The 13,517-nt window shown below is 60.5% G+C and carries 9 protein-coding genes; 7 read left to right on the top strand and 2 right to left on the bottom strand.

The features are described from left to right. Positions 1 to 228 precede the first annotated feature (228 nt). The 4 genes from SIC14_RS19265 to SIC14_RS19280 all read left to right on the top strand — a co-directional run bounded on the left by SIC14_RS19265 (position 229) and on the right by SIC14_RS19280 (position 2,882). The gene (locus tag SIC14_RS19265; protein ID WP_412563526.1) at positions 229 to 450 is read left to right on the top strand and encodes a DUF1127 domain-containing protein; all 222 of its coding nucleotides are present in this window, start codon (positions 229 to 231) and stop codon (positions 448 to 450) included. 521 nt (positions 451 to 971) lie between these two features. Continuing rightward, the gene (locus SIC14_RS19270; RefSeq protein ID WP_412563527.1) at positions 972 to 1,337 is read left to right on the top strand and encodes a DUF1330 domain-containing protein; all 366 of its coding nucleotides are present in this window, start codon (positions 972 to 974) and stop codon (positions 1,335 to 1,337) included. A gap of 124 nt (positions 1,338 to 1,461) precedes the next feature. Next, the gene (locus SIC14_RS19275) at positions 1,462 to 2,385 is read left to right on the top strand and encodes a LysR family transcriptional regulator (protein WP_412563528.1); all 924 of its coding nucleotides are present in this window, start codon (positions 1,462 to 1,464) and stop codon (positions 2,383 to 2,385) included. A 95-nt stretch (positions 2,386 to 2,480) separates the two neighbouring features. Beyond that, on the top strand, positions 2,481 to 2,882 hold the full coding sequence (locus SIC14_RS19280) for a hypothetical protein (protein ID WP_412563529.1): 402 nt from the start codon (positions 2,481 to 2,483) through the stop codon (positions 2,880 to 2,882). Here SIC14_RS19280 and SIC14_RS19285 read toward each other — a convergent pair whose 3' ends face one another. Together SIC14_RS19285 and SIC14_RS19290 are read right to left on the bottom strand one after the other, a co-directional pair. After that, complete coding sequence (locus SIC14_RS19285) at positions 2,883 to 3,776, bottom strand: homocysteine S-methyltransferase family protein (RefSeq protein WP_412563530.1); 894 nt, start codon at positions 3,774 to 3,776, stop codon at positions 2,883 to 2,885. A 24-nt stretch (positions 3,777 to 3,800) separates the two neighbouring features. Continuing rightward, entirely contained in the window at positions 3,801 to 6,281 is a 2,481-nt protein-coding gene (locus SIC14_RS19290) for an ATP-dependent helicase (protein WP_412563531.1), read from the bottom strand. A 183-nt stretch (positions 6,282 to 6,464) separates the two neighbouring features. On the opposite strand from SIC14_RS19290, the gene SIC14_RS19295 reads away from it, so the two are divergent. From SIC14_RS19295 to SIC14_RS19305, 3 genes are all read left to right on the top strand, one after another. Beyond that, positions 6,465 to 8,465, top strand: coding sequence for a diguanylate cyclase (locus tag SIC14_RS19295; RefSeq protein ID WP_412563532.1), 2,001 nt, complete (start codon positions 6,465 to 6,467; stop codon positions 8,463 to 8,465). 77 nt (positions 8,466 to 8,542) lie between these two features. After that, the gene (locus SIC14_RS19300) at positions 8,543 to 9,676 is read left to right on the top strand and encodes an alpha-hydroxy acid oxidase (protein ID WP_412563533.1); all 1,134 of its coding nucleotides are present in this window, start codon (positions 8,543 to 8,545) and stop codon (positions 9,674 to 9,676) included. Positions 9,677 to 9,898: 222 nt separating this feature from the next. Beyond that, on the top strand, positions 9,899 to 13,336 hold the full coding sequence (locus SIC14_RS19305; protein ID WP_412563534.1) for a pyruvate carboxylase: 3,438 nt from the start codon (positions 9,899 to 9,901) through the stop codon (positions 13,334 to 13,336). Positions 13,337 to 13,517: the final 181 nt, after the last annotated feature.

Genomic DNA, 13,517 nt, shown 5'->3' on the forward strand with positions numbered 1-13,517 from the left:
TGAGCCAAACCCCTTATTTCCAAGGGAAACGGCCCAAAATGCGCGGTGCAAGCTTAACCAAGGGTAAATAGGTCAGCATTGCGTATGCATTCGCTGCATAGCTGCGTTGCAGCATCGTCCGTTGTGCGAATGCAGCGAAAGGCACATATTGGCCTCAACAAAACGACAACACGGTCGACACGGCGCCGGACGATACGGCGCAACAGACGAACGAAGAGAGATAGAACAATGGCAAACGCAACGATCATCCGCACCGAGACCTTTGGCATCGCAGACCGCTTCGCGGCGCTGATCCAGGACCTCAAGGACCGTCGCGCCCGCCGCAAGCTGTTCCGCGCCACCCTGAACGAAATGTCCGTTCTTGGCGACCGCGAACTGCGTGACCTGGGTCTGAGCCGCTCGCAGCTGCGCTCGATCGCATGGGAACATGCCTACGGCGACCAAGCCTAAGGCCAAGAGTTTACGGGTTCAGAAGCCTCCTCCTCCTCCCTGAGGCTTCTGTGATCTGGCGGTGACCTCCTCCTCCTCCCTGAGGTCACCGCACTGAATACGAAGGATCTCTCCTCCTCCCTGAGATCTTTCGTTGTCAAGCGCGGCGCTCCCCTCCTCCTCCCTGGGAGCGCCGCAACTGACAGCCTCGCAAGAGGCACCGAGATACGGCCGGGTCTTCTCCTCCTCCCTTGACCCGGGTCGTTGTCAAGAGCGGTGACGTCCTCCTCCTCCCTGGACGTCACCGCACCCTTGACCCAGATACGATGTCCTCCTCCTCCTCCCTGAGGGCATCGCAAAGAAGACGGCGACACTCTCCTCCTCCCTGGGTGTCGCCGTTTTGCATTTCTGGCCCCCGCCCTTCTCAGATCTCAGACATGTTGATGCGCCAAACCCGCACGCCCCCTGTGCAGCTTTGGGCCCTGCCGGTGCCCTGACCGTTCTGAAACGCTTGGCCCATCGACACACAATTGGAGACTGAGATGTTTAAACCCGCCCTCACCGCCCTTGCCGCTTTTGCCCTGTCAACCGGCGCCGCCCTATCGGATCCGGTCTATCTGCTGGCCCAAAGTGACGTGACCGATGCCGACACCTTCTTTAAGCAATATGGCCCTGCGTCTTTTGCGACGTTGCAAGACCACGGGGCCACAGTGCATTTCGGCGCGCAGAGCCATCAGGCGATTGAAGGCGACTGGACCGGCAACTGGACCGCGCTGGTGTCTTTCCCATCCGAGGCGGCGGCGATGGATTGGTATCATTCACCCGCCTATGCAGCGGCCCGCCCGCTTCGCCTCGCAGCCAGCGCCGAGGGACGGCTGATTCTGTTTCGGCCGGTCGCGGCTGAATAGCGGGCGCTCTAGCCGGAACCGAGGGGATCACAACAGGCCTCACAACGCCAAGGGTTTGTTTTTCCCACATCAGACCTCAGGTTGAGGGCACCCTGCCCTCAACCACTGTTCGATTGGCCCGCAAATGATCCCCGCCACACCGCGCCCCGAAGACCTGAACTGGGAAGATCTGAAAATTGTGCTGGCCCTGGCGCAGGCGGGCTCGCAACAGGGCGCGGCAGAGACACTGCGGGTCACCCGCACCACCGTGGGTCGGCGGCTGGATGCGGTGGAGCAACGGCTTGGCACTCTTTTGTTTGAGCGGCGCAGTGATGGGGTGGCGCTGACCCAAGCGGGGCAACAGCTGCTGCCCCATGCCGAAGTGATCGCGCAAGAGGTGGCCACCATGTCACGCCGCTTGGCCGGACAGGATCTGGCGATGACAGGGGGGATCCGCCTGTCGATGCCGCATTTTCTGGCGCAGAGCTTTGTGATGGATCTGCTTACCGAATTTGCCAAGGACTGGCCGACGCTGGAACTGGCCATTGACCTGACCGCAACCCATGCCGATTTGGATCAGCGCGAAGCGGATCTGCCTTTGCGCTATGCCACAGAAGTGAGCGATGCGGTGCTGGGGCGCCGATTGGCGACCTGTGCCACGGCGGTCTATTGCAGCGCTGATCTGGCAGCTACGATGGCGGAGGACACATTAGCCCACAAGCAAGGGGATGGCCTGCATTGGATCGGCAGTTTTGAACCGGATGGAGCCACGACGTCTGACTGGATCGATGTCAGCCCCTATCCGAAGGCGCGGCTGAAACACCGGATGGGTGAAGGCGCAACACAGATCGCAATGGCCCGGGCTGGCCTGGGGCTGGTCAGACTGCCTTGTTTCATTGGTGACAGTACCGAAGGGCTGAACCGTGCACCTCACCAGACAGTGGGCCTTGGCCGTAGCCTGTGGCTGCTGCGCCATCCGGATCTGCGCCACAGCGCCAAAGTGACCGCCCTTGCCGAACACCTGAGCAACGGCATCCGTGCCCAACGTTCGCAGATCGAAGCCCGCTAACTGCGGCAGAGCGGCGCAAGTCCCCGATACCGCTTCCCTTCGCGGGGCAAAAGCGTAGCCTCCAAGGCATCTTTTGACCGTAAGGGATTGGCCCGATGAACCGGACTTCCAAACAGATTATCGCCCCTCATTTTGCCCGCATGTTTGCGGTTGGCCTTGCTGGCATTTCCGCCGCTGCGCACACAATCCTTGGCACATTGGACACGTTGGTGCCGGTGATGGAAACCGATCTGCCCCTGTTCGTCCGAGGCACCATGTGGGCCGCCTGGCACATGGTCAGCGGCTTCCTGATCTACTCGACCTATGTTTTCTGGAAAGGCGGCGAGGCTGCGCGGGCCTTTGGCTGGCTCTACGTGCTGGGGGCTGGGCTGTTCATCGTGAACGGTCTGCGGCTGGAAGGCCTTTATGGCCTGGTCACCCTGCCGCAATGGGTGCTGCTGCTGCCTGCTGGCGTCGCTGCGCTGATTGCGGGGCCACGCTTGCCGTTGCGGGGCTGATCACACGTCCTTCAGATGCTGGCGTAACGCGGCGATATGGGCGGAGCCCACGCCGCAACAGCCGCCGATGATGCTGGCCCCTGCGGCAATCCACTGGTCCGCCCAGTCCAGATAGGCCGCAGGCGTCAGATCCTCGCGCACCTCGGTGATCACCTCATTGGCTGCACCAGCGCCTTCGTCTTTATGTTCGTCAAAGGCATTGGCGTAGACGCCGATGCGCATCGTAGACCCTGCCGCACGGGCCGTATCTGCAGCTATAGCAACGGCATCGCCCATGGCCTCGGGCTGAGAGCAGTTGAACAACAGCGCCTCCGCCCCGTGGTGCAGCGCCAGTTCGGTGGCGGCCAACACCGTCTCCCCCGAGCGCAGCAACGGCTGGGTCGGCGCATCATCCTGAAGGGTAAAGGCAATCCACAACGGGCGGCTGTCCCCAGCCAGAGCCGCAGCAGCGGCAGCGGCCTCTTCCAGGCTGGAGGTGGTTTCGACCAGCCAGAGGTCAACGTGATCAAACTGCGCCTCAATGAGTTGCTTGAGCATGGTAGGCGCGCGGGCCGTATCAAACAACTCTGGCTTATAAGAGCCAAAAAGCGGCGGCAGACAGCCCGCCACTTTTGCCTGCGTGCCAGCCGCCTCCCGCGCCAGACCTGCGGCCCGCGTTGTCCACTCGGCCCCAAGGCTGGAAAACCGATCCTCACCGATGTGAAAGGGCACCATCGCATAGGCGTTGACGGTGATCACCTCCGCCCCGGCATTGATGAAATTGCGATGCGCCGCAACCACCGCTTCAGGTCTGTCGATCACCGCCCCTGCAGACCATTCGGGCTGTTTCAGCTCGGCCCCGCAGGCCACCAGCTCGCGGCTCATGCCGCCGTCCAAAAGAGTGATCTGCGCCATGAGCCTTCCTTTCATCGCAATGGGTTAGAACGGGACGTCCTTGGCCCCGGTAACGAACTTCGCCACCACTTTTTTAGGGCCCGCCTTTTCAAAGTCCACTTCCAGCTTGTCACCCTCAATGCCGGTGATGCTGCCGTAGCCGAATTTCTGGTGGAACACCCGTTCGCCCAGCGTGTAGGCGCTGACGGCCTGCAGATCGATCACGGTGGTGAGGCTCTCCTTGGGCCGACCGATGGGGCGCTGATGCGACCGCGCCTGCATCCGTTTCCAACCGGGGGAATTGTAGACATTGGCCTCAGCCACACGGCTGTCGATGGAAGAGGTCACGCCGCCCATGCCGCCCATCCCTGCGCCACCGCCACCGGGGTAGCCGGATCCGGTCAGCACATCGACGTGTTGTTCCGGTAATTCGTCCACAAAGCGCGACGGCAGCTGCGCCTGCCATTGGCCATAGACCCGCCGGTTGCCCGCAAAGGAAATGGTGCACAGCTCCTCAGCCCGGGTGATGCCAACATAGGCCAGACGCCGCTCTTCCTCGAGGCCCTTAAGCCCGGTTTCATCCATTGAGCGCTGCGACGGGAACAGCCCGTCCTCCCACCCCGGCAGGAACACCACGGGGAATTCCAGCCCCTTGGCCGCGTGCAGCGTCATGATCGAGACCTTTTGCTCCGCATCTTCGCTGTCATTGTCCATGATCAGCGCAACGTGTTCCAGAAAACCCGAGAGGTTTTCGAACTGCTCCAGCGCTTTCACAAGTTCCTTGAGGTTTTCCAGACGACCCGGTGCTTCGGGGGTTTTGTCGTTCTGCCACATGGTGGTGTAGCCAGATTCATCCAGGATCATCTCGGCCAATTCGATGTGGCTCAGATCCTCATCGCCCGCCAGCCGGCCCCAGCGATCGATATTGTCGACCAGCCGTGCCAGCTCCTTGGCGCCTTTGCCGCCCAGCCCCTTATCCTGCAAAAGCAGTCGCGCGCCTTCGACCAAAGGCACGCCGTTTTGCCGTGCGGCCACCTGGATTTTCTGCTGCGCCTTATCGCCAAGTCCACGTTTGGGGGTGTTCACAATCCGCTCAAAGGCCAGATCATCCGCAGGCGACGTCACCACACGGAAATAGGCCATCGCATCGCGGATCTCCATCCGCTCGTAGAAGCGGGGGCCGCCAATGACCCGATAGGGCAATCCGATGGTCAGGAAACGGTCCTCAAAAGCCCGCATCTGATGTGACGCCCGCACCAGGATCGCCATACTGTCCAGCCCATAGGGCTGCATGCCACGGCTGCCTTTTTGCGCGGCCTCAATCTCTTCGCCGATCCAGCGGGCTTCCTCTTCCCCGTCCCAATGGCCGATCAAACGCACCTTTTCGCCGTCTTCACGTTCGGTCCAAAGGCTTTTGCCCAGCCGGTCGGCATTGCCTTTGATCACCCCCGAGGCAGCGGCAAGGATGTGTTTGGATGAGCGATAGTTCTGTTCCAGCCGGACCACTTCGGCGCCCGGAAAATCCGCTTCGAACCGCAGGATATTGCCCACCTCTGCGCCGCGCCAGCCATAGATCGACTGGTCATCATCACCGACGCAACAGATGTTTTTATGCCCACCCGCCAGCAGGCGCAGCCAAAGGTATTGGGCCACGTTGGTGTCCTGATATTCGTCCACCAAGATGTATTTGAAACGACGGCGATACTGCTCCAGCAGGTCCGGATAGCGCTGGAAGATCGAGACCACATGCATCAGCAGGTCGCCAAAATCACAGGCGTTCAGCTCGATCAGGCGACGCTGATACTGCGCATAAAGCTCGATCCCGCGGCTGTTGAACGCCGCCGCTTCGCCCGTGGGCACCTGCTCCGGCGCCCAGGCACGGTTTTTCCAGTGGTCAATGATCCCCGAAAGCTGCCGCGCGGGCCAGCGTTTCACGTCCATACCCGCCGCTTCGATCAACTGCTTCAGCAGCCGGTTCTGATCGTCGGTGTCCAGAATGGTGAAGTTGCTTTTCAGGTGGTTCAGAACGCCTTGCGGCTCAAACGGGGATCCCCCGAGGTCTTCTAGAACCTCATCCTGCTGTCGGGCGGCCATCAGCGGATCCTGTTCAGGACGGCCAAGCGCCAGATCCAGCGTCACCAGTTCTGCATGACGGCGCAGCAGCTTCACACAGATCGAATGGAAGGTGCCCAGCCACGGCATCCCCTCCACCGTCTGGCCTAGCATTCGCGCCACACGCTCTTTCATCTCGCGCGCCGCCTTGTTAGTAAAGGTGACCGAAAGGATCTCATGCGGCCCAGCGCGCCCGGTATTCAGCAGATGCACGATCCGCGTGGTCAGCGCCTTGGTCTTGCCAGTGCCAGCGCCCGCCAGCATCAGAACAGGGCCATCCAACGCCTCCACCGCGGCCCTTTGGGCCGGGTTCAGCTCGTCCAGATAGGGCGCAGGCCGCGCCGCCATAGCGCGTTGGGACAGCGGCACCCCTTCGGGCACAATCGGATCATCAAAATCATCAAAGTCGTTCATGGGCGCAATCCTAACCTGATTCACCCCCTTGGAAAAGAGGACGTTCACACAATGTTCACCCTTGGTTTGTAGAAAATTGTTAGTGTTTGGGAGATCCCCAACGGGCTGTTGCAGAGCGGCGTTAACAGGTTCTCAATCCTTCTGACCGAAGGTGAGGGCGGGATAACCGATGGGATCACTGCCATGCCACTCACGCTACGCACCTTCCTGGGCAAGCTGTCGCGCGCCGTTCAATTTCTGAGCGTCTGCACACTGTTTGCGGCGGCAGCGGGCTATACAGTTTACAAGGCCCCCGATCCTATTGTTGACCGACTGATCGAGGACGACATCCGCGCTCAGTCGGTGCTCTGGCAACAGCAGGTGATCCGCCAGCTGGAAGATGCCGACGCCAGCTTTGAAACCTCTAAGATTACCGAAAACGATGAACACTTCCTCCTGTTGCTGGTCGAAGCGTCCGAGGCGTTTCGCTTCCATCTGTTTGATGCCGAAGGGGAAATTTTCTGGTCCACCGAATTTGCCAAGATCGGCAGCATCGAGGAAAGCAGCTATTTCCAAGAACAGGTGGCGAAGGGCCTGACATATTACAAATTTGGCCAAAAACCACTTAGCGAAATTCAGGACAGCCATGACCACCATGCGCATGGAGATGTGGCAATTGAACCTCATGATCACGCCCAAATCAGCCAGGATATGACCCGGAACTTTGGCAATCTGTTTGGCATCGTGGAGACCGCAACAGAGGACCAGCACGACCACGATGCGGACGAATTGCGCGATGTGGCCGAGATTTATGTGCCCTATGTGCACAACGGGCGCTTCGACGGTGCGATCGAATTCTATTCGGATGTGACCGATATGCGCGCGACCTTTATCAGCCGGGTGCGCCTGTCGCTGTCGCTGATTGCGGCGGCGGTTCTGTCCACCATGTTTTTCGCAGGCATGATGATGTTGCGTACCAACGCCCGCCATGTGCGCCAGCTGAACGCCCGCAACACCAAAGAGCGCGACATCATGGACAAACAGCTGCGGCTTGCGCGCGAAGTGCAGCTGCTGGGCGAGCTGAATGAATGGCTGCAATCCTCCCACTCTTTGGAGGAATTGTTTGAAATGGTGGCGCGTTTCATGACCCATATCCTGCCCAGCGCAGAGGGCAGCGTCTATGTCTACTCCAACTCCCGCGATGTACTGGACGGCTGTGCCAGCTGGAACGGCGGCACGCATCGCGCCCATATTCATCCCGAAGCCTGCTGGGGGCTGCGCCGCGGCCGCACCTATGAATATGGTGCCTCTGAGGTAGATTTTACCTGCGATCACGCCGAACCCCACGACGGTCGGCCCTATTTTTGTTTCCCGATCCTGGCCCATGGCGAAACCGTGGGTCTGATGCATCTGCGGGCTGCCCATGGGGCTGAAAGCGCCTTCCGGCAATCCAAGAAGCTGGCCCGCATGTGCGCCGAACAGATCTCGATGGCGATTGCCAATGTGCGGATGCGGGACCAGCTGCATGATCAGTCCGTGCGCGACCCGCTCACCGGGCTATTCAACCGCCGCCACATGACCGAAACCCTGCGCAAAGCGATTGGCACCAGCCAGAACACCGGCGCCCCGTTGAGCCTGATCGCGGTGGATGTGGATCACTTCAAGAAATTCAATGACAACCACGGCCATGATGCCGGCGACATGGTGCTGCGCGCGGTAGGTGCGGCGCTGGAGAAAGCCTGCGACGGGGATGAGGTTGCCTGCCGCATGGGCGGCGAAGAATTCACCCTGATCCTGCCTGGCACGTCAAACCCCGACACGCTTGCCAAGGCCGAAGCCCTACGCAAGTCGGTGGAAGAAATCACCGTGCGCTACGGGGAAAAGGCGCTGCCCCATATCACCATCTCCCTCGGCGTGGCCCATTATCCGCAACACGGCACGCTGCCGCAGGATCTGATGCGCGCCTCTGACGAAGCGCTGTATGAATCCAAAGCCAAGGGCCGCAATCAGGTACAGGTCGCTGGCCAACCCTCTTTGGATCCCCGCGATGCGGAAGTCGCCCAGCAATGCTGCGCCTCTGACGAGACGCCCGAGATTGACCCGACCTCTGCGGTCAGGTGGCAGCGGGATCTGCAAGCTGACCTTGCCAGCGCGGCCCCGCCGAACCAAGAGATGCCGGAAGGCAGTGCAGATGATGCGGCTTGATCTGCGGGGCGGCCAAGATGGGATCATGAGCCGGGGAAGTCTGGACAAAGCCCCTACACTTTACCCATGGTGCCGCCATGGATTTGCACAAACACTACCCCGCGCTCAGCGACCTAAAAGCCAAGGCCCGTAAACGCCTGCCCTGGTTTGTGTTCGAATACCTCGACAGCGCCACCGGTCAGGAACACGCCCAGCGCCGCAATCGGGAGGGGCTGGATCGGGTGCAGCTGATGCCTTCAATCCTGCATGGCGAGCAAGATGTGGATCTGTCGGTGGAACTGTTCGGACGGCAGCACCCGCTGCCTTTTGGCGTCTCACCGGTGGGCATGTCCGGTCTGTTCTGGCCGGACGCCGAGCGGCTGCTGGCACAGGCGGCAACCCGCCACGGTCTGCCCTATGGGCTCTCCACCGTGGCAAGTCGCCCGCCTGAGGAGGTTTCGGACTGCTTAAACGGCAACGGTTGGTTTCAGATCTATCCGCCCCGCGATCCACAGATCCGCGCCGATATGCTGCAACGGGCCAAGGCGGCGGGGTTCACAACGCTGGTCCTCACCGCTGACGTGCCGGTGCCAAGCCGCCGTGAACGGCAGGTGCGCTCGGGCCTGACCAGCCCGCCGCGGCTGACGCCCCGCCTGCTGGCGCAGGTGGCGCGCTGCCCGGCCTGGGCTCTGGGCATGGCAAAGATGGGCATGCCGCGGATGAAGTTGATTGATGATTACGCCGAAAAAGCAACCGGCCTCAGCTCTACCGAACATGTTGGCTACCTGCTGCGTACCTCGCCGGATTGGGACTATCTAAAAGCGCTGCGCGACGCTTGGGACGGGCCGCTGGTGGTAAAGGGCGTGATGGATGCGCGCGATGTCAAACCGCTGGAAGCGGCGGGTGTAGATGGCATCTGGGTTTCTAACCATGCTGGACGCCAGTTTGACGCCGCCCCCGCTACCATCGATATGCTGCCCGCTATCCGCGCGGAAACCAAGCTGCCGGTGATCTTTGACAGCGGCATCGAGGGCGGGCTGGATATCTGCCGTGCCCTCGCATTGGGGGCGGATTTTGTCATGATGGGGCGGGCATGGCATTATGCGCTTGGGGCACTGGGCGCCAAAGGTCCGGATCACCTGGTGGATATGCTGCGCCGCGATCTTGTCGCGAATTTGGGTCAGATGGGCGTCGCCAGACTTTCAGACCTGCCCACGCGCCTCTTACGCTGAACTGCAGCAAAAACACAGGGGCGACTCGGGACGAAAGAGGGTGAGAATTGCAAAATCGCAAATCCAATCCCCTCATAATGTGTCGATACATGCGATTTTATCGCTAACATGATTTTTTTGGTCACCTAATGTGACCGATATCGCGCAAAACTGTTGCGCTGCAACGCAGCGACGTGCCAAGCACTGTCACAGAATTTTCACGGAACGCGGGAGGTGCGACCCATGACTGAGTTCAACAAGATCTTGATCGCAAACCGGGGCGAGATCGCCATCCGGATCATGCGGGCAGCCAACGAGCTTGGGAAAAAGACCGTGGCGGTCTTTGCCGAAGAGGACAAACTGGGGCTGCATCGCTTCAAGGCGGACGAAGCGTATCGCATCGGTGAAGGCCTTGGCCCCGTCGCTGCCTACCTGTCGATTGACGAAATTATCCGCGTTGCCAAAGAATGCGGCGCGGACGCGATCCACCCGGGCTATGGCCTGCTGTCGGAAAACCCCGACTTCGTGGATGCCTGCGCCGCCAATGGCATCACCTTCATCGGCCCCAAGGCCGAAACCATGCGCGCCCTGGGCGACAAGGCCAGCGCCCGCAAGGTTGCGATCACCGCAGATGTGCCGGTCATCCCCGCCACTGAGGTGCTGGGTGACGATATGGAGGCGATCAAGAAAGAGGCCGCCGAAATCGGCTACCCCCTGATGCTGAAGGCCAGCTGGGGCGGCGGCGGTCGTGGCATGCGCCCGATCCTCAGCGAAGATGAACTTGAAGAAAAGGTTCTGGAAGGCCGCCGTGAAGCCGAAGCGGCCTTTGGCAATGGTGAAGGCTATCTGGAAAAGATGATCACCCGCGCCCGCCACGTTGAGGTGCAGATCCTCGGCGACAGTCACGGTGAGATTTACCATCTCTGGGAACGGGATTGTTCGGTCCAGCGCCGCAACCAGAAAGTTGTTGAACGCGCCCCCGCCCCCTATCTGACCGAAGAACAGCGTACCGAGCTTTGTGATCTGGGCCGCAAGATCTGCGCCCATGTGAACTATGAATGCGCCGGCACCGTTGAATTCCTGATGGATATGAACACCGGCAAGTTCTACTTCATCGAGGTAAACCCGCGGGTGCAGGTGGAACACACCGTCACCGAAGAAGTGACCGGCATCGACATTGTACAGGCGCAGATCAAGATCGCCGAAGGCAAGACGCTGGCCGAGGCCACTGGCAAAGATAGCCAGGACGAAATCCGTCTGAACGGCCATGCGCTGCAGACCCGGATCACCACCGAAGATCCGCAGAACAACTTCATCCCCGACTATGGCCGTATCACCGCCTATCGCTCGGCCACCGGCATGGGCATCCGTCTGGACGGCGGCACCGCTTATTCAGGTGGCGTGATCACACGTTACTATGACTCGCTGCTGGTGAAGGTCACCGCCTGGGCCCCGACGCCAGAGGCGGCGATCCACCGGATGGACCGGGCGCTGCGCGAATTCCGTATCCGCGGCGTATCGACCAACATCGCCTTTGTGGAAAACCTGCTGAAGCACCCAACCTTCCTCAGCAATGAATACACCACCAAGTTCATCGATGACTCGATCGATCTGTTCAACTTTGAGAAACGGCGCGACCGCGGCACCAAGGTTCTGACCTATATCGCCGATATTTCGGTCAACGGTCACCCCGAGACTGAGGGCCGCCCTGCTCCGGCCGAGGATCTGAAACTGCCGAAGCCGCCTGCCCATGGTGATGAGATCCCGGCGGGCACCCGCAACCTGTTGGAAGCCGAAGGCCCCAAAGCAGTTGCCGACTGGATGCTGGCGCAACAGAAGCTGCTGCTGACCGACACCACCATGCGCGACGGTCACCAGTCGCTGCTGGCGACCCGCATGCGCTCGATCGATATGATCCGTGTGGCGCCCAGCTACGCCGCCAACCTGCCCGAGCTGTTCTCGGTCGAGTGTTGGGGCGGGGCTACCTTTGATGTGGCTTATCGCTTCTTGCAGGAATGCCCGTGGCAGCGTCTGCGCGATCTGCGCAGCCGGATGCCCAACCTGATGACCCAGATGCTGCTGCGCGCCTCAAACGGGGTGGGTTACACCAATTATCCTGACAATGTGGTGCAGAGCTTTGTGGCGGAGGCCGCCAAAGGCATCGATGTGTTCCGCGTGTTTGACAGCCTGAACTGGGTGGAAAACATGCGCGTGGCGATGGATGCGGTGAATGAGGCAGGCAAGGTCTGCGAAGGCACGATCTGCTACACCGGTGACATTCTGGACCCGAACCGCGCCAAGTATGACCTGAAATACTACGTCAACATGGGCAAGGAACTGGAAGCCGCTGGCGCCCATGTGTTGGGTCTGAAGGATATGGCGGGCCTGTTGAAACCCGCCGCCGCCCGTCAACTGGTCAAAGCGCTGAAAGAAGAGCTGTCCATTCCGGTGCATTTCCACACCCATGACACCTCGGGCATTGCTGGCGCGACCATTCTGGCCGCTGCGGATGCGGGTGTTGACGCAGTGGATGCGGCGATGGACGCTTTCTCGGGCGGGACATCGCAGCCCTGTCTGGGCTCAATTGTCGAAGCTCTGGCCAACACCGACCGGGACACCGGCATCGACATTGGCCGCATTCGTGAGGTCAGCAACTACTGGGAACAGGTGCGCGCGCAATACACCGCCTTTGAAAGCGGTCTGGCGGCCCCGGCCTCCGAGGTTTACCTGCACGAAATGCCCGGCGGTCAGTTCACCAACCTCAAGGCGCAGGCGCGCTCGCTGGGGCTGGAGGAACGCTGGCATGAGGTGGCGCAGATGTATGCTGACGCCAACCAGATGTTTGGTGACATCGTGAAGGTGACACCTTCGTCCAAGGTGGTCGGTGACATGGCGCTGATGATGGTCAGCCAAGGCCTGACCCGCGCCGATGTCGAGGACCCAACCAAAGACGTGGCCTTCCCCGACTCGGTTGTCGACATGATGCGCGGCAATCTGGGCCAGCCTCCGGGTGGTTTCCCCGAAGGCATCGTGGCCAAAGCCCTGAAGGGCGACGCCCCCAACACCGACCGCCCCGGCAAGCATCTGGCCCCAGTGGATCTGGAAGAGGTCCGGGCACAGGTCAGCGCCGATCTGGACGGGTTTGAGGTAGATGATGAGGATCTGAACGGCTACTTGATGTATCCCAAGGTCTTCATGGATTATATGGGCCGTCACCGTCAGTACGGTCCCGTCCGCACCCTGCCGACCAAAACCTTCTTCTACGGGATGGAACCCGGCGATGAGATTACCGCCGAGATCGATCCGGGCAAGACGTTGGAAATCCGCCTGCAGGCCATTGGGGAAACCGATGAAAACGGCGAAGTGAAGGTGTTCTTTGAGCTGAACGGCCAGCCGCGGGTGATCCGTGTGCCGAACCGTCTGGTGAAATCCGCCACCGCTGCCCGCCCCAAGGCCGAACTGGGTAACCAAAACCACATCGGCGCACCAATGCCGGGGGTTGTGGCTTCGGTTGGTGTCTCGGTCGGTCAGGAAGTGCATGAGGGCGACCTACTGCTGACCATCGAGGCGATGAAGATGGAAACCGGCATCCACGCCGAACGTGACGCGGTGGTCAAAGCCGTACACGTGCAGCCTGGCGGCCAGATCGACGCCAAAGACCTGCTGGTCGAACTGGAGTAAGTGACGTTCCCGCCTAAAGCGTTAGCAACCGGCGGACCGTCTGGCGGTTGCTACATTGATTTGTGTCGCGAATTTATCGCAAAAACTGCATATCCTTCGATCATTGAGATGATTGAAATTGTTCAATTTGAATTGCTAGCTATCGTTCGGCTCAGGATACTTTTTCTTCTCGAACCAAATT

The sequence above is a fragment of the Thalassobius sp. MITS945101 genome (assembly GCF_047123305.1).
Classification (GTDB): Bacteria; Pseudomonadota; Alphaproteobacteria; order Rhodobacterales; family Rhodobacteraceae; genus Thalassobius.